This is a genomic window from Vibrio sp. JZG10 (assembly GCF_054064075.1).
In genome coordinates this window covers 85,399-106,653 of the sequence record NZ_JBSUGE010000002.1, presented here as the reverse complement: position 1 = coordinate 106,653, position 21,255 = coordinate 85,399, and the positions used below count along the sequence as shown (strand labels likewise).

At 44.8% G+C, this 21,255-nt stretch carries 21 protein-coding genes; 13 read left to right on the top strand and 8 right to left on the bottom strand.

Annotated features, from left to right (window positions below; genetic code table 11):
- Positions 1 to 176 precede the first annotated feature (176 nt).
- Together ACWYVB_RS03030 and ACWYVB_RS03025 are read left to right on the top strand one after the other, a co-directional pair.
- Positions 177 to 1,955, top strand: a complete 1,779-nt coding sequence (locus tag ACWYVB_RS03030; protein WP_048625132.1) for a S8 family peptidase — start codon at positions 177 to 179, stop codon at positions 1,953 to 1,955.
- A gap of 12 nt (positions 1,956 to 1,967) precedes the next feature.
- The gene (locus ACWYVB_RS03025) at positions 1,968 to 2,423 is read left to right on the top strand and encodes a hypothetical protein (RefSeq protein WP_012842506.1); all 456 of its coding nucleotides are present in this window, start codon (positions 1,968 to 1,970) and stop codon (positions 2,421 to 2,423) included.
- Between the two features lie 144 nt (positions 2,424 to 2,567).
- Here the strand turns inward: ACWYVB_RS03025 and ACWYVB_RS03020 are convergent, their stop codons facing one another.
- From ACWYVB_RS03020 to ACWYVB_RS03010, 3 genes are all read right to left on the bottom strand, one after another.
- Entirely contained in the window at positions 2,568 to 3,497 is a 930-nt protein-coding gene (locus tag ACWYVB_RS03020; protein ID WP_457527907.1) for an SRPBCC family protein, read from the bottom strand.
- An 88-nt stretch (positions 3,498 to 3,585) separates the two neighbouring features.
- Positions 3,586 to 4,827, bottom strand: coding sequence for a sensor histidine kinase (locus ACWYVB_RS03015; protein WP_457527905.1), 1,242 nt, complete (start codon positions 4,825 to 4,827; stop codon positions 3,586 to 3,588).
- Complete coding sequence (locus tag ACWYVB_RS03010) at positions 4,799 to 5,467, bottom strand: response regulator transcription factor (RefSeq protein ID WP_047009266.1); 669 nt, start codon at positions 5,465 to 5,467, stop codon at positions 4,799 to 4,801. Before ACWYVB_RS03010 ends, ACWYVB_RS03015 begins: the two co-directional genes overlap by 29 nt.
- 90 nt (positions 5,468 to 5,557) lie before the next feature.
- Here ACWYVB_RS03010 and ACWYVB_RS03005 point away from each other — a divergent pair, with 90 nt between their 5' ends.
- The 5 genes from ACWYVB_RS03005 (at position 5,558) to ACWYVB_RS02985 (ending at position 8,388) form a co-directional block, all read left to right on the top strand.
- Positions 5,558 to 6,757: a DUF5666 domain-containing protein gene (locus ACWYVB_RS03005; RefSeq protein ID WP_457527903.1), complete on the top strand. Its 1,200-nt coding sequence runs from the start codon at positions 5,558 to 5,560 to the stop codon at positions 6,755 to 6,757.
- A gap of 125 nt (positions 6,758 to 6,882) precedes the next feature.
- Positions 6,883 to 7,182, top strand: a complete 300-nt coding sequence (locus ACWYVB_RS03000) for a hypothetical protein (protein WP_145472013.1) — start codon at positions 6,883 to 6,885, stop codon at positions 7,180 to 7,182.
- A gap of 292 nt (positions 7,183 to 7,474) precedes the next feature.
- Positions 7,475 to 7,642, top strand: a complete 168-nt coding sequence (locus tag ACWYVB_RS02995) for a hypothetical protein (protein ID WP_226977526.1) — start codon at positions 7,475 to 7,477, stop codon at positions 7,640 to 7,642.
- A gap of 60 nt (positions 7,643 to 7,702) precedes the next feature.
- Complete coding sequence (locus tag ACWYVB_RS02990) at positions 7,703 to 8,002, top strand: hypothetical protein (RefSeq protein ID WP_457527901.1); 300 nt, start codon at positions 7,703 to 7,705, stop codon at positions 8,000 to 8,002.
- A 107-nt stretch (positions 8,003 to 8,109) separates the two neighbouring features.
- On the top strand, positions 8,110 to 8,388 hold the full coding sequence (locus ACWYVB_RS02985) for a hypothetical protein (RefSeq protein ID WP_258459194.1): 279 nt from the start codon (positions 8,110 to 8,112) through the stop codon (positions 8,386 to 8,388).
- Between the two features lie 488 nt (positions 8,389 to 8,876).
- Here ACWYVB_RS02985 and ACWYVB_RS02980 read toward each other — a convergent pair whose 3' ends face one another.
- A complete protein-coding gene (locus ACWYVB_RS02980; RefSeq protein ID WP_457527899.1) occupies positions 8,877 to 9,926 on the bottom strand; it encodes a Preprotein translocase subunit SecY in 1,050 nt (349 codons plus the stop codon).
- Positions 9,927 to 10,364: 438 nt separating this feature from the next.
- Here ACWYVB_RS02980 and ACWYVB_RS02975 point away from each other — a divergent pair, with 438 nt between their 5' ends.
- Together ACWYVB_RS02975 and ACWYVB_RS02970 are read left to right on the top strand one after the other, a co-directional pair.
- Positions 10,365 to 10,826 (top strand): hypothetical protein, encoded by a 462-nt coding sequence (locus ACWYVB_RS02975; protein ID WP_054868028.1) that lies wholly within the window; start codon positions 10,365 to 10,367, stop codon positions 10,824 to 10,826.
- A 93-nt stretch (positions 10,827 to 10,919) separates the two neighbouring features.
- Positions 10,920 to 11,393, top strand: coding sequence for a copper chaperone PCu(A)C (locus ACWYVB_RS02970; protein WP_301616579.1), 474 nt, complete (start codon positions 10,920 to 10,922; stop codon positions 11,391 to 11,393).
- Positions 11,394 to 11,732: 339 nt separating this feature from the next.
- On the opposite strand, the gene yegD is transcribed toward ACWYVB_RS02970, so the two are convergent.
- The 3 genes from yegD to ACWYVB_RS02955 all read right to left on the bottom strand — a co-directional run bounded on the left by yegD (position 11,733) and on the right by ACWYVB_RS02955 (position 14,466).
- Entirely contained in the window at positions 11,733 to 13,085 is a 1,353-nt protein-coding gene (gene yegD / locus ACWYVB_RS02965; protein ID WP_006742470.1) for a molecular chaperone, read from the bottom strand.
- Positions 13,086 to 13,197: 112 nt separating this feature from the next.
- Positions 13,198 to 13,821, bottom strand: a complete 624-nt coding sequence (locus ACWYVB_RS02960; RefSeq protein ID WP_253645101.1) for a hypothetical protein — start codon at positions 13,819 to 13,821, stop codon at positions 13,198 to 13,200.
- Positions 13,822 to 14,145: 324 nt separating this feature from the next.
- Positions 14,146 to 14,466, bottom strand: a complete 321-nt coding sequence (locus ACWYVB_RS02955) for a DOPA 4,5-dioxygenase family protein (RefSeq protein WP_005375836.1) — start codon at positions 14,464 to 14,466, stop codon at positions 14,146 to 14,148.
- 657 nt (positions 14,467 to 15,123) lie between these two features.
- Here ACWYVB_RS02955 and pdhA point away from each other — a divergent pair.
- Genes pdhA through ACWYVB_RS02940 form a run of 3 tightly spaced genes read left to right on the top strand, consistent with a single transcriptional unit; the run spans position 15,124 to position 18,339 of the window.
- Positions 15,124 to 16,218, top strand: a complete 1,095-nt coding sequence (gene pdhA, locus ACWYVB_RS02950; RefSeq protein ID WP_012842500.1) for a pyruvate dehydrogenase (acetyl-transferring) E1 component subunit alpha — start codon at positions 15,124 to 15,126, stop codon at positions 16,216 to 16,218.
- Complete coding sequence (locus tag ACWYVB_RS02945; RefSeq protein WP_005395620.1) at positions 16,211 to 17,194, top strand: alpha-ketoacid dehydrogenase subunit beta; 984 nt, start codon at positions 16,211 to 16,213, stop codon at positions 17,192 to 17,194. The genes pdhA and ACWYVB_RS02945 overlap by 8 nt, the downstream gene beginning before the upstream one ends.
- Positions 17,191 to 18,339, top strand: coding sequence for a dihydrolipoamide acetyltransferase family protein (locus ACWYVB_RS02940; protein WP_457527894.1), 1,149 nt, complete (start codon positions 17,191 to 17,193; stop codon positions 18,337 to 18,339). Before ACWYVB_RS02945 ends, ACWYVB_RS02940 begins: the two co-directional genes overlap by 4 nt.
- Positions 18,340 to 18,405: 66 nt before the next feature.
- On the opposite strand, the gene ACWYVB_RS02935 is transcribed toward ACWYVB_RS02940, so the two are convergent.
- Complete coding sequence (locus tag ACWYVB_RS02935; RefSeq protein WP_457527892.1) at positions 18,406 to 19,371, bottom strand: electron transfer flavoprotein subunit alpha/FixB family protein; 966 nt, start codon at positions 19,369 to 19,371, stop codon at positions 18,406 to 18,408.
- Between the two features lie 138 nt (positions 19,372 to 19,509).
- Between ACWYVB_RS02935 and ACWYVB_RS02930 the strand changes: the two genes are divergently transcribed.
- A complete protein-coding gene (locus ACWYVB_RS02930) occupies positions 19,510 to 21,171 on the top strand; it encodes an electron transfer flavoprotein-ubiquinone oxidoreductase (protein ID WP_457527890.1) in 1,662 nt (553 codons plus the stop codon).
- Positions 21,172 to 21,255: the final 84 nt, after the last annotated feature.

Genomic DNA, 21,255 nt, shown 5'->3' with positions numbered 1-21,255 from the left:
AAAAAACCTTATAATTTCAGTGAATTAACACTGACTCATGTTGTTCGTCGAACTTTTGATGTAAACAAGTTGTCAATGGTTTTCGTCCTTATTCTTTGTCGTTAGCTTTGTTTATTCCTGTTAGAGGAATATGAAACAGGAGCTAAAAAATTCCAAACAAAGACATGAGGTCAAAAATGGAAATACGCATTAACCGCCTATTTGCTGCTATGTTGGCAGTAGGCATTGCACCTGCCGTCTCGGCGTTTGATCCACTCTATTCTGAACAATGGCACTTAGACAACACAGGGCAAACTGCTTTTGCAGCTAACCCAGCTGTTGCTGGGAACGACCTAAACACCAAGCTCACTCAAGCAATGGGTATTGCGGGTATCGGTGTAAAAGTCGCGGTCATTGATTCTGGAGTGCAGATCGATCACCCAGATCTTGCAGGTAATATAGTTACAGGTAGCAGAAACTTCGTCGAAGACTCTTCTTTCCCATTAAGTTATCCGGTTGACACCAATGGTCACGGCACTGCTGTCGCCGGTTTGATCAGCGCAGTCGGCAACAATGGTGAAGGTGGACGCGGTGTTGCTTCTCACTCTTCTCTTATTGGTTTTAACTGGTTAGCCAACCAGACATTAGAAGGCTGGCTAATCTCTCACGGCATGGACCCAGCCACACGCGATGTTCGTGTATTTAACCAAAGCTATGGTTTCAGCCCGATCAACCCAATAACTTTTGATGAAAGCGATCCTCAACTTAAACTTGAAATGGACGTGATAAAAAATGTCAGCGAAAGTAACTCATGGGGACGCGGTGCTGTATTTGTTAAGTCAGCCGGCAATGGTTATCGCTATTTCAATGCGGGAAGATTCTTCGTATTACCAAGTAACTTCTTTGCTGGTGGAGACAACCAAGGCTTGCCGATGCACAACTCCGCTCAGTCTTATGACAACGCCAACTATTTTAATTTAATCACCAGTGCACTACGTGCGGATGGCACGCGAGCGAGTTACTCATCGGTGGGATCTAACGTATGGGTTGCCGCACCAGCAGGTGAATATGGGCAAGACTTCCCTGCCATGGTCACCACCGATTTGATGGGTTGTGAAGAAGGGCAAAATACCAGCGACGGGCTTGGTATCAATGGCTTACACGGCGGTACGGAGCTAGACCCGAACTGTAACTATACCAGTACAATGAACGGAACCTCGTCGGCTGCGCCAAATACGTCCGGTGCCATCGCGGCAATTATGTCCACGAATCATGCACTTTCTGCTCGTGATGTACGTGCTTTGCTAGCAGAGACAGCAAAAGTAACGGATAAAACGCATCCAGGCGTACAACTTGAATTTACTAACCACAAAGGTGAACAGGTTAGCTACGAGGCCATTTCTCCTTGGCAGAAAAACGCTGCAGGCGTAGATTTCCATACTTTTTATGGCTTCGGCGCTGTCGATTTGGATGAAGCAATGCAACGTGCTCGCATGACGAATCGTGTTTTACCGCCTCAAGTTATTACGCCTTGGGTTAATAATGCTAAAGAAGTCAGTGTACCCGATGCGAGTCTGGCTGGCGGTTCATCAAGTATCGCTATTGCCGATGATCTGAAGGTAGAATCCGTTCAAGTGAAATTGACATTAGACCACTCTCGCCTGCCCGACTTAGCTATCGAGCTCGTTTCGCCATCAGGGACTCGTTCCGTTTTGCAAACACCACGTAATGGTCTTGTTGGTCAATCTCTTGACCCAACGATTACTGGCTACAAAGACCAACTAATGTTGTCTAACCAGTTCTATGGCGAAGATGCAAAAGGCGAATGGACATTACGAGCAATCGATACGAATGGCGACGAAGTCTTTTCTTACATTGCATATTTTAACTCTTCAACCATCTATGACGTTCCGATGGCAAACAACGCTCAGCCAGGTGTTATTAAGAACTGGTCGATGCGCATCTTTGGACACTAAGGAGTCAATTACATGAAATACATATCATTTTCTATGCTGGCTCTTTCTATGATGACGGCTAGCGCATACGCTGAGCAACAACTCTCTCAACAACCCGCACCTGAACTGTTCGTGCCTTCAGAAGCGGTTGAGATTAATGGCCAAGATTATCGCAAGGTGCAAACGGGTACAGCTAGGAGCCTATCCGAAGAAGTAAAGCTTCAAGCCGGTGATGAAGTGTTTAAGAATGCATTTAGCAATGTATCCAAGGCCACTGGACTGGTTTACATCACGGTAAACAACCCTAACGAAGCGAAAGCGGTCGCCAAAGAGCTAAAGCTGGAAGTTGTCTTCGCAGAGGGAGAATCTGCGGTGTTAAAAGCATCTCAAGATCAAGATCTACTGAGCATTAGCGACTATCTAAACGCAGACAGCCGGGTAAAAGCGTCTAAAATTGAACTAAACAGCGGTAAGTACCGTGCACAATAATTCTCTAGCAAGAGAAGTTGGCTGATAAAACCATGCCTCGGCAATTGCTGAGGCATTTTTATAGGTGGGTATAGAAACCCTCTTTTTTTGTAGATTACTACGGAACTAGCATGATATTTAGGGGAGCGTGTCCGGCAACGCCTGTCATTTCTTAAATAAAATAACTTCGGTTCTTAGTTTATCCTGCGTGGTTTCTTGCGGGTTATCTAAGTAGCGCTCAATCCCTAATGGACTGGTTTTGGCTTTCATACCACTCTGACGAACCAAGTTCATCGCTAAAGCCCATGCATTTCCCAAAAACTGATATTCCCCACGGTGCTCGACGACAAATGTTTCACTCTCAGGTATGGTACCGGAAACCGCTCCCTCTGGCGCGGTTACTGCGTTATCAAGTGGCAAGCAAGTGATAAACTCAAACGTGCCTTTCTGCATATCCATCGACTGGTAATAACAAAATAACTCGCCGTTCACAGATAAGCCCTTGTCATCAACTATCTGCTTTAACTGTTGAACTTGTTCTTCTATTACCGGACCTAATTCTGGAATGGTGGCCTCGCCTTTTATTCCGATGTAGTGAACCTGAGGCAGGGTTCGATTACCAATTTCAACCAAGTCTGAGAGCACTTGCCCGGTTTCAAGTTTGCTTTTGAGCATGCGTAGCCCACGTTGATAATCCATCTCTATCATCGACTTAACCATACTTTTCAAAAAGAACAGATACCAAGGAACGCGTGATTGCATTTGCCATTCGACTAAACAACCATCTTGTGACGGCGTCACTATTAGAGTCACCTTTCCGTGACTCTTAATTGGGCGAAAGAAATGAAGCTCCATATCTAACCGATGTTCTTGAGTGCTTTCAAGTACGATGGCACCAGTCCCAATACGCTGACCATTCCATTGGTAACCGGCTCCAACGTGACCTTGATTATCGCTGAATGTCAGCTCGCAGCTCGGTTCAAGAATGATCCAAGGTGACCAATCAGGCCAGTTATTAAAATCCTTGAGATAGCCAATAATCTCGCTTTGATTCTTATTAATTTCAATACTTCTGCTGACCTGATAAGAAAGCATAACGGTTCCTCAAGTTTCCGCGTCACTAACTTCAGTCTAATTCAAATTCCAGTTTTTTCTTGTTTGACTGTGGGTTAGACGCACAAAGCTAGGAACGGAATTCCACTTTCGCACTAAATCGAACACCATCATCGTCAAGTATTAACGCCCATCCCATCCGTTCACATATGCGTTGTACGATAACAAGCCCACAACCGTAGCCGGCGTTGTACGTCTCGTTACCATCGTGACGATTCAGGATCTTAAGAGCATGACCTTTCAACTCAATTTCAATATCCCCTACACTATAGCTAAAGGCGTTTTTAATCAGATTGTTGATAACAATGGTCACAAAACTCTCTGGAGCCGTCACTACACCACTATGTTGTTCGTGCAAAGCGTAATTCGAATCTTGCTTGGCAAATAAAGGAGCTAGCTCTTCCAACTGTTTTTGTAAACAAGTGAGAAGCTGATGCTCTCCGTAATGCTGAGGCTCTATTTTCTCTTTACCGAGCAAGAGAAACGCTTCTGTTAGTACGCGCATGTCTTCACAAGCTGACTGCATTCTCGCGATGGCTTTTTGCGCGACTCGAGGTTGTTCTGGGATACGCGTTAGAATGTCTGTTGAGCCTTTGATCACCATGATTGGCGTTCTCAACTCATGCGATGCAAAACGACTAAATTCTTGTTCTCGTTTGAAATAGCCCGCGATATCGTTTTTATTATCCAGCAAAGTTTGCTCTATCTGGCGTGTCTCGCTGAACTTGGTTTCAACTTGGAAAGCGGGTTGATCCGGTGACATTTGGCTGATTTTGTCTTCGATTTGCGCTAGTGGTCGAGACAATATTCGCACCATATAAATGCCATACCCGACCATAACAAATGAAAATAAGCCACCGAGCAGCAGCGTAAACTGATGCAGCGAGCTTTCGTATTCGTCGAGGTAGTCATCGGAGTCATCTTGAAACACAATGTACATAAGCCCCTTCCCTGAGGGATGTTTCAATACGACAAAGTGTTTGTCTTCGTCACCAAGCAGATATTCATAAAAACCGGGCGAAGTAAAAGAGAGCAACCAATCCGGTGTCGGTGCTTCACTCCAATATGAGTTGAACTCCAATACGTTTGGCAATGGCGCATCCCAGCCCTGTTTCTCGAAACTCTCACTATAAAGTGCCGCTTCAGTATCAAGCCAGTGATGTAAACTCAGCACTTCAAGTTTGTTTTCTGCCACATAAATCAGCGACCAAAAAAGAGTAAACATCACAAGCGTCATCACCCCAAAACCCCAACGGATCTTGCGATAAATACTTGGATATTCGTTATGCTTTAAGTCGGTAACCTTGTCCATGAATAGTCTCTAATCGTGATTCTTCAAAACCTTTGTCTAACGCGGTTCTTAAACCATAAATATGGCTACGAAGTGCATCACTTCCGGGTGGTTCGTCTCCCCACACACTATCGATCACTTCTGTGCGCGAAACCGATGCTGGAGCACGTTGGAGAAGTAACTTTAAAATCTTGGTTTGAATTCGGCTCAGCTTAATTTCTTTGTCTTTTCTCGTCACTTTGCCTGTGCGCGCATCTAAACAAATGTCCGCAAACTTGAGCGTGCCAATATCTTGCCTTGGACCGCGATTAGCCAAAGCATGAACACGCAAACTAAGCTCTTCCATCGCAAATGGCTTCATTAAATAATCATCGCCTCCCGCTTTAAATGCCGCGATTTTGTCATCTAACGTATCTTTTGCGGTTAGGAAGAGGATTGGCGTTCCACAGAGCTCATCTTGTCGCAGTTTCTGTACCGTACTAATGCCATCGAGCTTAGGCATCATGATATCCATGATGATTACATCGTAATGATTATCCTCGATTAACTTCAGTGCGGCCTCACCATGATACGCACAATCGATAATCATGCCTTCAAGCTCAAGATAGTCCGCAATCGTCTCCGAGACATTGTGGTTGTCATCTACAATTAAAATTTTCATAAAAATCACATTTCTTCACGATCTCTTCACGATATGCCCAATAAGATACAGGCAATTTCCTAAACTAGCTCGTAAATTGAGGTTAATACAATGAAAAAACTCGCTCTTATTTCTGTAGTAAGTTTGGCATTGTCTGGTTGTGGTGGTTCAGGTGGTGACAGCAATAGCGATAGCACACCAACTCAACCAGTAGTGAAACCAAGTGTAGCGATTGGCTCTGTTGAAGCGGTCAACGCTGAAGAAAACACGTTAACCGTCAATGGATATACATACCATGTGTCTGGGGTGGTTTATGGCGATACATCAATGCAATTGGCCGATGTAGAACCAAAAATGATGGTTCAAGTAGGGACAGGTGTTCGTAAAGCGTCTGACGATGGCTTCTTAGTAACACTTGAGCCAACCATTACCGGACGTGTTACAGCAATTGATTATGTGAAGAAAACATTTACGGTAAACGGCGTAGATCTGCAGTTTGACGGTTTAAGTGATGATATAGAGATCAACGACTGGGTGATGGTGTCATCCTTGCCGACTGCTGATGCGGGTTATCGAGTGTTGTCTGTGGTCGAAATCGACGTAGATAACGATTACCCAACTCTTGGAAGCTACTACGAACTGGAAGGTCGCATTACTAGTATCGATGAAAATGCTAGCACGTTTAAGCTTGGTACAAATATAACCGTATCTTACGACAACATTAGCCAACTTAGCACCGGCCAATGGGTGGAAGTAGAAGGTGAAATGCAAAACGGCGTCTTCATGGCAAATGAGGTAGAAGTTGAAGGCTACGACGTCATAAGCAATGACAGCGATGTGGAAGGCATCGTGACTTGGGTTGCAAATGATTACAGTGAGTTTTCATTAAACTACCGAGGTGCATTCTTCATCGATAACGCAACACGATTTGAAGATGGCAGCAAAGCGAACCTAAAACAAGGCCAAGAAGTGGAAGTAACGTCTGTCATGAAAAATGGCAAACGCATCGCTACCGTTATTGAGTTTGAGCAACCAGACTTTGACGATAACAACCAATGGCAAGGTAAAGAATTTGAATGTGAAGGATACGTATCAAACTACGATGCTGAAGCAAGAACATTTAACATCGAGCGTTGCGAAAACGACGCAGATCAATTGCTAAACAACACTACCGTTGTGATTGATGTACAAACACGCTTCCAAGGCATCGAAGAACTTAACCTAAATGGTGCTCGTGTCGAAGTCGATGGTGTAATCATCAACGACCAAAATATTGCCCGTGAAGTGGAGTTGGACGTTTACGACAACTGATACCTTCTACGCTATAGAAAAAGTGTCACTTCGGTGGCACTTTTTTGTTTTCACCTTACTATGCTTCCCTAGACTCAAACTAGCAAATTTCCGCGTAACTCTTTTCTCCAAATTACACTTTACCTATGTTCCACAATATTGGTGACTACTATGAAAAACGTTATCTCACTCTGCTTATCTTACTTTTAGCTTCATCCACCAGCTTAGCTAACGTGACTCCCCCTGACTGCGATGCAGAAAAAACAACCAAAACCGTTGCGAAAAAAACCGTGGTTGGTATTGGCAGTTGTTGTACACCTAAAGAAACATTGAAAGATACCGCGATTGATCCAAGAAAAGACAAACTGCCAGATGAAAGGGTGGCGGGCAAAGCTGTTGATACAACGACACAAGAAAAAAGAGAGGAAAACGGTGAAAAGACGTGACAAAAAAGCTCAATAAAAATTAACGTCTACACCATAGAGTTTGAGCGTAGAAAGCATGTTGCCGAAATAAACTGATTACTTACCTGTTGTTTGATGCCCAAGTTCAACCTTGTTTTCTCATATTCCAATACAGGACTTTGACCTCGTACTATTTTTACTACACAAGTCAATTAATTAGTAATAGTTTCTCTTAACTCTGAGACTTTGAGCCTAATGAAAAGTGCCACAACTTGCATACAAATCACTTGTCTATATTGTACACATACAATATATGAAAAAAGGAGGTCTAACGATGGTTAGAGGTTATAGTGAGCAGACGCTAAAAACCGAACCTGTAGTTCAGTTGGCGATACTGACAGGCTTAGATGCAGATTTGAGTTTTATCAGAAACAACAGAGAAAAGGTTTTGCCTGTAATAACAGGTGTCATTTTGTATCGACAGCTCAATCGACTCGACTAAAGAAAAGTCCTTGAACAAGCACAGGCTTTAGGGAATCCGAAATTTTTCGGTAAGGTTCAAATGCTGATAGCGCAAAGTATTGCTAAGCCCATGTGGAACCCTTGGAGTCTATCAGATGGTGAGTTGCGCCAGTATTTCGATACTCATCAGGCAGTCGCAGACTTCCTTTCTACATGGTTTATCACCATCGATATTAAACTTGAGGTCGGCTTTGCAGCAGCTGTTATATACGGGCTATCAAAAGGTCAAGGGGCTGCATTGATTAAAGAAATGGCTTCTGTGCACATCGCTGAAGAGACTTTCAAGAAACTCAGCCTCTCATCAACTGCGCAACGAGCTGGCGCGAGAGCATTTTTTTAGCGGTTATTCTCGCGAGTGTACTCAAAGGCTTTAACGAGGCTGATGCGCTAGCTGCAAAGCAAGAGTTATTACGACGTAACATGCTTAGAATAGAGGATTTGTAAGCTATGTTTTGGATACTGGGTCTTTTTATCTCCTTGTTTATCATGTACTCGGATTATGCGCATTATTTCTATACCAAGCGGCACGGAAAGAAATCTAAGGTTTCTCGCTTATTAAGCTTGCTGATCACGGTAACGCTTCCTATGATTGCTACTATCGAGATTTTGAACGATCTTGGGGCAGGGAAAGTCACCTACCAAGTGTGTGTAATTTTCGTTTCGGCTTTAGTTGGTCTTCTGGTCTGTCTGTCGGAACAGTATCGTTTTAAGGCAGAAAGAGATTAGTCGTATCATGTTGTGTAGCTATCAACAAAGGCACCAAATTAGCGCCTCTTTCATTCTTGGTGTATTAATAACCGATTCGGGCAGGTAAGTTTGGAGCAAATGTTTCCTCACGTGTATCCTCGATCACGCGACCGCTATTATGACTTCCTGAATGAAGCAAAATGTATCTTTCGGCTAATTTTTGACTCGCTGACTTAGAACCTTTAATCACCTGAATACGCATAGTTCATGCCCACCATTGAGCCGTCTGAACTATTCGCTGTACCATGATAGAAAATAGTTTCTGTATTGAAACATATATCCCTTGCGCGTGAATATTTAGCTGACTCGGACATATCAAATCTAGCCTCAACTGATATCCAAGTGAACTTTCAATTTGCAAGACCAGTTGTTCATAATTTATTTAAAAGTTAAAAACTAGTTAATGGCGAGCTAATACAAAAAAGAGCGCCGATTGACGCTCTTTCCGATCTCTAATTGATAACCAATTATGCTGTCTCTGTCTGACCTATCCAATGATAATGGTGGTTGGCTTTTTTACCCACTAAACCGAGCTCTGCCAATTCCTCAAACACCTTGTCTACCTCTTCCGCAGATAGCCTAAATTGTTTGGCAACGGCTTTTTTTGTGCACGTAATTTGATGCGTTTTAAGTGCATCGCTAACTTGCTCTAACAGAGTTTTCGGTTCTTTTGGCTCTTCAGGCTCCGGCGTTACTGGTATTTCTTGCTCTTCCTCCTCTTTGATATGAGGAAGATATCCCGCTGGCTCTGGATCGATATCGCGAACCGTTTTCAGTATCATGCCCTCATTTCGGCGATAGAAATGTCTAAACCGTTGCTCTTCACCAATCAGGCCGACAAAAAATGCAGCAAAGAAATCCAACAGAATCGAAAGAAATACAACTAAGCCAAGCTGAGCTTGCTGAGAGGTAGTACCAAATGCGTTAGCTAGGCTATCAATCAAACCAATCACTGAGCCTTGCGTGACCGGTGGCAAACTATCACGTTCCATAGCCAAGCGTTGCTGCTCTTCGCGTAAGGTTTTGTTTTGCTCCTGAATGCGAGTTACACCGGTCGCGATACGCTCCATCTCGATGTATTTCTGCGCTGCCATATTGTTGAGCTCAATCTGTTTATCGATTGCCGCAATTTGGCGATTAAACGCTTCCACTTTCGCCTGCTCTACCGAAATATGACTTTGTGCGCTGTTTGTTGCACTGTTAATGCCACCAATACTGCCGCCAATGGAGATCGCAGCTAAGACTAAATAAAATACAAGAGCGGTTGCCGCTCCTGTATAGTTGCGATGGGCTCGGCGCTCACCGTATTCATACCAAGCGTAGAATTTACCCGCTTCAAAAATAATCGCTAAACCACCAAATAAGGTTTGCATCATCAGGTTTTCGTCGATCGACAAAAACAGCAATAGAGAAAAAATAGTCGATGCTAAAATCGCAGCACCAGTGAATGCGTATACACTCACCATGGCAAATCGACCTTTAGGGTATCGATATCCAATCTGTTGTTCGTATTTCATTTGAGAAATTTCTTAAGATTAATCGCCCCTCCGACTAAGTAGGACGGACGTTCTGGCACGTACAAAGGAGCGCAGAATACCGTATCCTTTATTAAATTACTGTCATAATTCCGTTAATGGAAAACAAGTGAAGATTCGGTGTGCATTTTGAATCGATATCAGCCAAATCTAGCACGTAAAAACACCACCACGACACCCACTAACCGAAGCTTCAGTGACATATAAGAGAGATTAATTCAGTATCTTCAAAAGCGACTAGGCAAGACTGACAAGTTGAATTGGAGGTTGTGAATGCCAGCCGAATCAAGACATTAAAGCGTTAATAACAGGCAATAAAACAAATAATGCACACTTGCATCACCTTTTAGTAAACTGATAATTACATTGTTTGGTTAATTTGTTAGTATCCCGCGCCGAAGAAGATAAGCACTCAATTGTATGGAAAACACTCTAATACAGCATAAACACCATCGCTTGCACGCTATTGCGGTTATTATCGCGGTGTTGTTTCAGTTGTATTTGGCGTCCACAGCGACTCTTAACCCAACACAAGTTCACAACACAACATGGCTTAACAACGTTCAAAGTGAAAAGGTCTTACTGTGTACCGCAGATGGTTTCAAATGGGTGGATATCAATACGCTGATTGAAGCTAACGCTCAACCTTCTTCTACGCTCATTCAAGATCTTAATTTACATGAAGGCTTTCAGTTTGAGTGTCCGCTTCTTCAAGCAGTTCAATTCTTTCTTTTGGTTGCGATTGGGCTATACCTGACTACCATCCATTGGCAGCGCCGAGTCAAGAAAGCTCTGACGCCTTACCGATTTTCAAAATGCGATAAGCTCGTTTACAAACACATCGCGCCTAAGCACTCTCCGCCGAGTGTTTTTCCTGCCTAACAGGCATCTAATCATTAACAACTTTATTCAAAAATAACGATGACTCTGTTTGTTGTCCATTCAGAGAAGCTATTCATTCAAAAGGAAAAACACATGCTTAAATCATTTAAAACCGCCGCTATCGCGCTTATTGCTGTCATCGCTAGCCCACTGAGTTTAGCGCACGATTATGAAGCAGGAAAAATTCATATCGACCATCCATGGAGCCGCGAAGCGCCACCAAACGCACCTGTTATCGGTGGTTTTTTTCAATTAACCAACCACGGTGACAGTGAAGATGCATTGATCGCAGCAGAAAGCCCAATCGCAGGACATGTCGAAATTCACACGCATAAGAAAGAAGATGGTGTGATGAAAATGATTAAGATTGACGAAGTGCACGTTCCAGCCAATGACTCAGTGTTGTTTAAGCCAGGCAGTTTCCATTTAATGATTTTCAATCCAACACAAGCGCTCAAAGAAGGTGACCGCTTCCCTATGACGTTAACATTCAAAAACGCGGGTACAGTGGAAGTAGAAATGGCGGTTGAAAAACAAGGTCACATGGAAAAACACATGCACCATTAATGACGTAAACAAAATGCCCGCTGATTTAGCGGGCATTTTTATTTCAGCTTAGTAAAAATCATTATTCCGATAGATCATAACTCGATTCTTCAGAATAATGGCAGCGAGTAGCACTTAGCGAGACGCAGTCATATACATAACAGCATGCTCGGACAATAGATTCTGAATCACGCTCGTCCCTCATTGTTCAGAATGACATTGAAAGATTTAAGAACCCTAACAAGGTTCCCTACTCGCATGAAACTCAATCTCTCAGCGAAGTCTTCCAACCATCATTTGATAAGCCTAAGCGAAGTCATAAATTTGGTAACAATGCCCATAGCGCAATTAGTTTTCTTTCTACTTGAAACAGACCTCAGCCCAACGAGCTAGGCCAGCAGTTACCGAGCCAAAATAATTTCCACTGACAACCGGAATATTTGGCAGTACGGTTTGCACCGCATCGCGCAAGATTGGCGAGCGTGCCGAACCACCAGTCATAAAGATAGCATCGGGTTTCACCCCAGCTTGCTCTACCGCTTCTGTCACCAACGCCGTCATTTTATTCTTCGGCGACTGAATCGCTTCGATCATTTCGTCTCGTTGCACATCGACTTCAATCAGTTCTGACAGTAAGTTGATGCCAGTTCGGTAAGAAGCTTGTTCTGAAAGCGCCACTTTCGCTTCTTCGGCACGGCGAACAATGTTGTAGCCTAAAGACTCATGATACACCTCTAGCAAACGAGCAAGCTTTTCTGGCTCTTGAGCCTGCTTTTGAAGCAACTTCAACGCGGATAGGTTCTCTCGAGAATAGAAATCACTCTGCGCTTCTACATTGTTGATTGCTATCGGGTTCCAGAATTGGGTGGTCGGCATCACAATACCTGACTCCATTTTGCTTTCCATGCCAAACGGGAACATGAGCTGCTTAAATGCTAACGCGATATCAAGATCATTCCCGCCGACGCGCTGGCCACTATGAGCTAACAAACTTGCGGTCCTATCCGCTTTGCCACGCCAAGACGGCCCCATTTGAATCAACGAGCAGTCCGTTGTACCACCGCCAATATCGACCACTAGAATGGTTTTGTCTTCGCTGAGTGTCGCTTCATACTCTAGGCCCGCCGCGACAGGCTCAAACTGAAACTCCACATTTTGGAAGCCCGCACGTTTCGCTGCCCGCAACAAAATGCGTTCAGCCTGAATGTTAGCCGTTTCACCGCCACGCCCATGGAAGTTAATTGGCCGGCCGATAACAGCATCGGTAATACTTTGCTGCGCATCGTTTTCGGCTTGCGACTTAATATTGTCCATCATCGCGCAGACAAGATCTTCGAAGAAAGCCAATTGCACGTCACGCAAGCCAGAAGCGCCAAGAAAAGACTTCGGCGACTTTACGTAATAGATATCACGAGGATCTTCCAAATAGAGATTAAGCGCCGCCTGACCAAATGCAATGTCGTCAGATTCGAGATCAATACTTTCTTCTCGGTTTAAATTGATTGCCCGGCGTAAAACCTGCTCACCAACTTGATCTAATGGTTTAATATCTCGATGGCGAAATAAGTGCTCGGATACCGATTCACGAGTCGGTGCAGCAAGGGTGGAAGGAATAAATGGACTGCTCCCTTCTAGGTTAAGCATTACTGGCTCACCCGATTCCATTTTTGCCACTGAACAGTTTGCAGTGCCATAGTCAAAGCCGATAAACATAGTTCCTCCCACTAATAAGGGCCTGTAGACCGTTAAAAAGCCGGCAATGCTAACTTAATGGCATAGGAATTACTATCCTAAAATCGTGTGTAATTTAACGTGGCAAGTCTATCTAACGTTTATTGCTCTCTTTTTTCATAGATGGCAAAACAACCGCAACCAATAACGCTAATAATAAGAATACAGGAGTAAGCGTTAACCCGTGCCAGATCGAATAACCGTCATGGAACAACCAGAAAATACCAACAGTCAAGAGATACGCAAAGTAACTGCAAAACACTAAGCTAATCGCAACAAAGCGAGTTCGATTGATAATAAGAATCCGCACTAGATACTGACTAAGAATACCAGAACAGTGCATGGCAAGCTGCCAATTGATGATAAAGAAAGCAAGCGCAATAAACCCTGCAACCACTAGTGAATCGTGAGTATTTAAAATAAAGTAGCTACCAAATCGGCTTATGATGATCGGGTAATCCCCTTCATATACTGTTGACCAAGATATCGCATTTGCTGCTGCAATATAATTCGCAAAATAAGCGATGGCGTAAAAAGTCGTTTGAGAACTGAACGGCTGAAATACATCCGTACAATATCCTCGCCATTCTTCTTTGTTGGCGGTAGGTCCAACCCAGTTACGTTTTTGATGAGCGACGCGCTCGGCAAATGCAGGTCCGTTGCGAAACAACAACCAAAATATATACAGTGAAAGTATGACCAAGAGTATCGAAAACATACCCTTCCCCCTCAGAAATTATCGGCTCCACTGCCAATGGCGTTGGGGTCGTAAACTACACTTCCCTGCTATACCTATTTCATTTATCTGAACTTATTATTTTATTGCTGCCAAAACTTATTTAACGACATGCTAAACAGAAACATGGTCTCACTGATGCTTAAGCTCAAAAACCTACTTGTAGGTTTAGCACACAAAAACAGGGCCTGCAGAATGGAGAAAAGGAAATCGCGACTTATTAACGAACATGAAAAGGCTAACTTGCTACGGTGACCGCGATGAGGGGAGAAGCATTCAAAGCGGTCATACATGCGGGAGGAACAGCTATTTCTCTAGCTTCTCTTCAAATACACCAATCTCTCTACCCAGCCAAATCGCGCGTTCCGTATGATCGAGCAACTCTTCTTCACTCACAGGATGGATAAGCACAGAAAAATCACCTCGAATTGTATCGAGCCAAGCCAAAAACTCTTCACTCAATGACTCTAGATGAATTTCAAACATCGGCATTTTATGTGGGCCAACCAATCTTCCAACCAAAGGAAACACACGCAGCACATCTTGACGCTCTTGACGGATGATCTCGTTCAAGGCTTGCGCTTTATCTTGTTCTCTTAAAGGAAAATAAACATGAGCGTGATACATAATTTCTCCATAATCACTTCGACTTGAGCGCCATCTACTGCTGATAAGCTCAAGGACCGCCAAGGGTATACATTTGTAATGCCGTCACCCTACCTTGATTCCACTCTGTTGGGAAGAAGTTATGTATTCTCATAAGGCCGGAGTTTCGGGCACAACAAAAAATCTCAATACAACACATAACAACTACTTGAGTTGATTCATTAATAATGACTCACTTTGTCAAATTTTACAGCCAAATTTTGTTGCAAATATGTTTCATTAACCAGTAATTAAATTCGAGTTTAAAAATGCCACCAACAAAATAACAGCATATTACTCTACCAAATCAAGGTGTAAGCAAAACTTTACTACTGGGCGAAAGTCAAAATGAAGCACAATTTAACAATTTGTTTACACTTATTGTATCTGGCTATACCACGATTTAGTTAGAGGGTTAGATGCAGAAAAAATGTTTCTCTGTGTCTTGCGATGAAATAGCCGCAGCGGTGTTATCGGAAAATAGTTTAAAGGACGTACAGATGCCTACAGCTATAGAAAACACAAGCAACCTTAGGTATGGCCTTTGCGCTGATATCAGAGTTTGAGTACCCATACAAACTCTGGTTTGATATGAACAGCTGCAGTCCAAAAGACACGCAGCGTCAAAAGGAGCTTGAGATGAACGTTCAGGCATTACCCATGCATCGGTTTATCGACCATCATGGGGACCTAGTCGGCCAACTACCCAACTGGGCTGACACTGAAACTTTGGTCGGGTTTTACCGAGACATGGTATTGACTCGCACTTACGACAACAAAGCCGTTGCGTTGCAACGCACCGGCAAGTTAGGGACCTACCCTTCGCACCTAGGTGCTGAAGCCATCGGCATTGCGGTCGGCAGAGCGCTGAAAGCCGATGATGTATTTGTCCCTTATTATCGCGATATGCCTGCAATGTGGTGTCGTGGTATTGGCATGGAGAAGAATCTTCAATACTGGGGCGGTGATGAGCGCGGTAGTGATTTTGCTCCTGAGGGCAGCCCAATTCCTAGCCGAGATCTTCCATTCTGTGTTCCCATTGCGACGCAATGTACGCACGCTGTCGGGGTCGCTTCCGCACTGAAAATTCAAGGTAACCATGAAGCTGCGCTAGTCATGTGTGGCGATGGCGGTACATCCAAAGGGGATTTTCTAGAGTCAATAAACTGTGCGGGTGCTTGGAATATTCCACTTGTTTTCGTCGTGAATAACAACCAGTGGGCAATTTCAGTGCCGCGTAGCCTTCAATGTGCTGCCGATTTCTTATCAGAAAAAGCGCAAGGCGCTGGTATACCGGGCATTACGGTAGATGGTAACGATGTCGTCGCCGTTTATGATGCAACTAAGACCGCACTTGAGAGAGCGAGAAAAGGGAAAGGCGCAACACTCATCGAAGCGGTCAGTTACCGATTAAGTGACCACACTACTGCCGATGATGCGACTCGTTATCGTAAAGAGGACGATGTTCAAACCGCATGGCAATACGAACCTATAGCACGTCTTAAAACGTATCTCCTTAATCAAGGTGCTTGGAGCGATGAACAAGAGCAACAATGGCTAGAATACTGCAAGGAACAAGTGGAACTGGCAGTTGAGCGCTACCTCAGCTTACCGTCACAAGCACCAGAAACTGGGTTCGATTATTTGTATGAATCGCTTCCCCAAGAGCTTCACGCTCAAAGAGATGAACTCATCAACAAAGCAATGCGAATGCAGGGAGGAAAACATGGCTGAGCTAACGTTAGTTGAAGCAGTAAACCTCGCTCTGCACCACGAAATGCAACAAGACCAAAATGTTGTCGTGTTAGGTGAGGACGTAGGTGATAATGGTGGCGTATTCCGTGCCACCGTAGGGCTCAAACAAGAGTTTGGTCTCAAACGAGTGATCGATACGCCCCTCGCTGAAGCGTTAATCGGCGGTGTTGCGGTCGGTATGGCAACGCAAGGATTACGACCTGTCGCCGAATTTCAATTTCAAGGTTTTGTTTTTCCGGCAATGGAGCACTTAATGTGCCACGCGGCACGCATGCGTAACCGAACTCGCGGCCGCCTCACTTGCCCTGCGGTTTTTCGTGCGCCATTTGGTGGCGGTATCCACGCTCCAGAGCACCACTCAGAAAGTGTAGAGGCGCTATTTGCGCACACTGCTGGTTTTAAAGTAGTGATTCCTTCTTCACCTCAACGCGCATACGGCCTGCTTCTCGCCGCGATTCGAAGTAATGATCCTGTCATGTTCTTCGAACCGAAACGCATTTATCGAACCGTAAAATCTGAAGTCGTTGATAATGGCGAAGCACTTCCACTCGACACCTGCTTCACCTTACGTAAGGGGCGAGATATCACGCTTGTTACTTGGGGCGCATGCGTCGTAGAGTCACTTCAAGCCGCACAGACCTTATCTAGTCAAGGAATTGAAGTCGAGGTGATTGATTTGGCGAGCATTAAGCCAATTGATACCGCAACGATTTTCAGCTCACTAGAAAAAACCGGACGTTTACTCGTTGTTCATGAAGCGAGTAAAACTTGTGGTGTGGGCTCTGAGCTTTTAGCTCGAACAGCCGAACACGCCATGTGCTTACTAAAAGCCCCACCTAAACGAGTAACTGGAATGGATACCATTATGCCTTATTACCGTAACGAAGATTATTTCATGGTTCAGGAAGAAGACATTGTGACCGCAGCGCGCGAACTCGTGGAGGATTGGAAATGAAGACGTTTAACTTACCCGATCTCGGCGAAGGCCTCGCTGAATCAGAAATTGTAAAATGGCACGTTAATGTCGGTGACATGGTTAAGTTGGATCAAGTGATCTTAACTGTCGAGACAGCAAAAGCGACGGTCGACGTTCCCGCCCCCTACTCGGGCCGTGTAGTCAGCCGCCATGGGGAAGAAGGTGATATCGTCAATATTGGCGCATTGCTACTCGAAATTGACGAAACTGGCGCAGAGCGCGGGGCAACGGTAGAGAAAAAAGAGACCGCTGACGCCGCAACCGTTGTCGGCAATGTTTCTCATCAAGCGCATCACGTTAACGTCGATGACTTCTGGATTGGTGGCAATCACAACGCGACTGAGAGTAATCTAGTTACTGCTCTACCGTCGGCTCGTCTATTGGCACAAAAACTTGGGGTAGATCTTAATCTCGTGTCAGGCAGTGGTCCAAACGGTCTTATCGTTGATGCCGACATTTACGACGAAGCCGGAAAACAGCGTCCGGGCACCGAAGTATTGAAAGGCGCTCGACGCACCATGGTGTCGTCGATGACTGAGTCACACGAGCACGTTGCTGCCGTGACCATTACAGAAGAAGCGCTGCTGGAAGACTGGCTGCCGAACGAAGACATCAGTATCCGTCTGGTTCAAGCGATTGTTCATGCTTGTCAGGAAGAGCCCGCTTTAAATGCTTGGTTTGATGCAGAAACCATGACGCGCTGCGTGCACAATACGGTTAACCTTGGTATTGCTGTAGATAGCCGTCATGGCTTGTACGTACCCGTATTGCGCCACGCAGATGAATACGAGCCACAAGATGTTCGTCGTTGGCTCGATCAAACTGTTGAAGGGATCAGAGAGAGAAAAATCGGTCGAGAGCAATTGCAGCACGCGACGATTACGCTTTCCAACTTCGGAGCGATTGCCGGCATTTACGCGACACCTGTCGTCACACCTCCGCAAGTCGCTATTGTTGGTGCTGGTCGAATACTCGACCGAGTGGTGATAAGAAATGGTCAAGCAATTTCGGTGAAAGCAATGCCGCTATCCGTAACGTTTGATCATCGCGCTTGTACTGGTGGTGAAGCAGCAAGGTTTACTAAAGTGCTTGCAGAACACCTGCAACGCCCGAGCGAAAAGTAACTGGTAAAAACCAAATGATAAAGGCTTCCAGTTCGGAAGCCTTTTGTTTGAGAGAACAGATTATATCTACAGCTTCGCTAGCAACTCCGGCATCACCTCAAATAAATCGCCGACCAACCCATAGTCAGCGATGTCAAAAATAGGCGCATCGGGATCGCTGTTAATTGCGACAATCACCTTTGAGTCTTTCATTCCCGCTAAATGTTGAATAGCACCAGAAATTCCTACGGCAATGTATAATTCAGGTGCAACAATTTTACCGGTTTGCCCGACTTGATGGTCATTAGACACATAACCCGCATCGACCGCCGCTCTGGACGCTCCTACCGCTCCACCTAACTTGTCAGCCAATTGTTCGACTAAAGCAAACTTCTCTTTACTCCCGAATGCACGACCACCCGATACCACCACTCTAGCCGCTGGCAATTCTGGTCGTTCACTTTCTGGCGTTTGCTGCGAAATAAACTCACTAAGTTTATTGATAATAACCGTATCGACTTGAGTAACCTTAGGGACAACTGGCGTGTCTGACAGCTCTACGGCATCAAAAGCCGTACTTCGTATGGTCATCACTTTAAAGGGAGCGTTCGACGTGACTGTAGCCAATGCATTCCCGGCATAAATTGGACGAATCACCGTATCGATAGACTCGATGGTCATCACGTCCGAAAGTTGCCCTACATCGAGCAACGCCGCCACGCGAGGCATCACATTCTTACCAAACGTACTGGCAGGAGAAAGAATGTGTGAGTAATTTTTGGCTACTTGTGAGATCAAAGGCGCAATGTTTTCCGCTAACCCATGCTCGTATTCCTTTGCGTCAACCCAGATAATTTCTGCAACGCCCTTAACGCACTTCAACTCATCCAAAACCGATTGGCACTGATAACCAATAAGCAATACAGAAACAGGAAGCGATTTATCATCATCCTTAATATCAAATGCCGCTTTAATTGCACACAGCGTCCCTACAGCCAAGGACTGGTTGTCATGTTCCGCAATGACAAGTGTTGCAAATGGTCGGTCGTCCATGGTCATGCCTCGTATAACACGTCAGATCCATTACTTGAGCTTAGTTCACTTCACGTTAACGTCAACTGAGCTATAGTTTTCTGTATAGAAACCAAAAACCTGTCACGCAGATGACGATAATAGAAAGGAAGCAGATAGATGGAACGAGAATGCATGGAGTTTGATGTCGTGATCGTGGGAGCCGGACCTGCGGGCTTAAGTGCCGCTTGTCGCCTAGCTCAACTCAACCAAGACAGTGAAGGTGACGCACTTTCAATTTGCGTTGTAGAAAAAGGCTCAGAAGTGGGCGCACATATTTTATCTGGCGCTGTTTTTGAAACTAGTGCCTTGGATGAACTTTTCCCCGATTGGAAAGAAATGGATGCCCCGCTATCAGCCTCAGTTCAGCAAGACCATTTCCTTTATCTTACTACTGAGCAAAACCATATTCGCGTCCCTCATTTCCTTACGCCACGTCCAATGATAAATGGCGAAAATAATTATGTAATTAGCCTTGCCAACCTTTGCCGTTGGCTCGCTAACCAAGCAGAAAGTCTTGGGGTGGAAGTTTTTCCTGGCTTTGCCGCTGCAAACATCAATTATGATCAGACTGGCGCCGTGACAGGCATTAATACGAGCGATATGGGACTAGATAAGAACGGCCAAGCCAAACCTAACTTTGAGCCAGGTATCGAGCTAAAGGCAAAATACACCCTTTTTGCTGAAGGTTGTCGCGGACATCTGGGTAAAGAACTTATTCAAAGGTTCGACCTAGACGCAGGCAAGCAACCTCAGCACTACGCGCTTGGCTTAAAAGAGATATGGGAATTACCCTCTGACAGCAAGGATGTATCTGGCAGTGTTATCCACTCCGCTGGCTGGCCTTTGAGCGAGACAAATACCACTGGCGGCGGTTTTCTATATCATATGGAAAACAACCAAATCGCGGTCGGTTTGATCGTAGATTTAAACTACAGCAACCCTTACCTAAGCCCGTTTGACGAGTTTCAACGCTTTAAGCATCATCCAGCTATCGAGCAGCACCTAAAAGGTGCCCAACGTATCGCATATGGTGCAAGAGCCATTGCAAAAGGTGGGCTTTCTTCTCTGCCGAAACAGCAATTCCCCGGCGGTTTATTGATTGGTTGTGATGCAGGAACTTTGAATGTCGCTAAAATTAAAGGCAGCCACACAGCCATGAAGTCCGGAATCATTGCAGCAGAAGCAGTACATACTGCCCTACAAACTGGGGCTTCTGAGCCAGACTACCAGTCATTGTTTGAATCATCATGGTTGTATGACGAGCTCACCGAAACACGTAACTTTGGTGCGAACATCCACAAGTTTGGCAGCATACTGGGCGGTGCACTTTCGACCTTTGAGCATAACCTATGGCAACCACTGGTTAAGAAGCCGTTACCTTGGACTATCAAGGACTATTCGTACGATCACGAACAGTTAAAACCTAAACAAGAGTGCCAACCAATTGCATACCCAAAACCAGATGGTGAAATCAGTTTTGATAAGCCTTCGTCGGTATTTTTGTCGGGAACACAGCACGAAGAGAATCAACCTTGTCACCTTGTTCTGACTTATCCTCACATTCCAATTGATGTGAATTTGGGTATGTATGACGAGCCGAGCCAGCGCTATTGCCCTGCAGGGGTTTACGAAGTGGTGGAAGTTGAGAGTAAGTTGAAGTTTCAGATAAATGCCGCCAACTGCGTGCATTGCAAAACCTGTGACATCAAAGATCCTTCACAGAACATCACATGGAAAGCGCCAGAAGGTGGTGGCGGACCAAGCTATCAAAACATGTAATCAAAGAACCACTTAAAGTGCAGAAGCAGTGCATTTACTACTGCTAATTTTTAAAGTGGTTAAGCAAAAAGTCGGTAGCTAGCC

Coding starts and splice junctions, on each gene's coding strand:
- ACWYVB_RS02970 (WP_301616579.1), top strand. CDS start 10,920: ATGCTTAAATCATTTAAAACCGCCGCTATCGCGCTTATTGCTGTCATC.
- ACWYVB_RS02995 (WP_226977526.1), top strand. CDS start 7,475: ATGGTTAGAGGTTATAGTGAGCAGACGCTAAAAACCGAACCTGTAGTT.
- ACWYVB_RS03015 (WP_457527905.1), bottom strand. CDS start 4,827: ATGGACAAGGTTACCGACTTAAAGCATAACGAATATCCAAGTATTTAT.
- ACWYVB_RS03000 (WP_145472013.1), top strand. CDS start 6,883: ATGTTCCACAATATTGGTGACTACTATGAAAAACGTTATCTCACTCTG.
- ACWYVB_RS02960 (WP_253645101.1), bottom strand. CDS start 13,821: ATGTTTTCGATACTCTTGGTCATACTTTCACTGTATATATTTTGGTTG.
- ACWYVB_RS02975 (WP_054868028.1), top strand. CDS start 10,365: ATGGAAAACACTCTAATACAGCATAAACACCATCGCTTGCACGCTATT.
- yegD (WP_006742470.1), bottom strand. CDS start 13,085: ATGTTTATCGGCTTTGACTATGGCACTGCAAACTGTTCAGTGGCAAAA.
- ACWYVB_RS02940 (WP_457527894.1), top strand. CDS start 17,191: ATGAAGACGTTTAACTTACCCGATCTCGGCGAAGGCCTCGCTGAATCA.
- ACWYVB_RS03005 (WP_457527903.1), top strand. CDS start 5,558: ATGAAAAAACTCGCTCTTATTTCTGTAGTAAGTTTGGCATTGTCTGGT.
- ACWYVB_RS02985 (WP_258459194.1), top strand. CDS start 8,110: ATGTTTTGGATACTGGGTCTTTTTATCTCCTTGTTTATCATGTACTCG.
- ACWYVB_RS02980 (WP_457527899.1), bottom strand. CDS start 9,926: ATGAAATACGAACAACAGATTGGATATCGATACCCTAAAGGTCGATTT.
- pdhA (WP_012842500.1), top strand. CDS start 15,124: ATGAACGTTCAGGCATTACCCATGCATCGGTTTATCGACCATCATGGG.
- ACWYVB_RS03020 (WP_457527907.1), bottom strand. CDS start 3,497: ATGCTTTCTTATCAGGTCAGCAGAAGTATTGAAATTAATAAGAATCAA.
- ACWYVB_RS02955 (WP_005375836.1), bottom strand. CDS start 14,466: ATGTATCACGCTCATGTTTATTTTCCTTTAAGAGAACAAGATAAAGCG.
- ACWYVB_RS03030 (WP_048625132.1), top strand. CDS start 177: ATGGAAATACGCATTAACCGCCTATTTGCTGCTATGTTGGCAGTAGGC.
- ACWYVB_RS02990 (WP_457527901.1), top strand. CDS start 7,703: ATGCTGATAGCGCAAAGTATTGCTAAGCCCATGTGGAACCCTTGGAGT.
- ACWYVB_RS02930 (WP_457527890.1), top strand. CDS start 19,510: ATGGAACGAGAATGCATGGAGTTTGATGTCGTGATCGTGGGAGCCGGA.
- ACWYVB_RS03010 (WP_047009266.1), bottom strand. CDS start 5,467: ATGAAAATTTTAATTGTAGATGACAACCACAATGTCTCGGAGACGATT.
- ACWYVB_RS02945 (WP_005395620.1), top strand. CDS start 16,211: ATGGCTGAGCTAACGTTAGTTGAAGCAGTAAACCTCGCTCTGCACCAC.
- ACWYVB_RS02935 (WP_457527892.1), bottom strand. CDS start 19,371: ATGGACGACCGACCATTTGCAACACTTGTCATTGCGGAACATGACAAC.
- ACWYVB_RS03025 (WP_012842506.1), top strand. CDS start 1,968: ATGAAATACATATCATTTTCTATGCTGGCTCTTTCTATGATGACGGCT.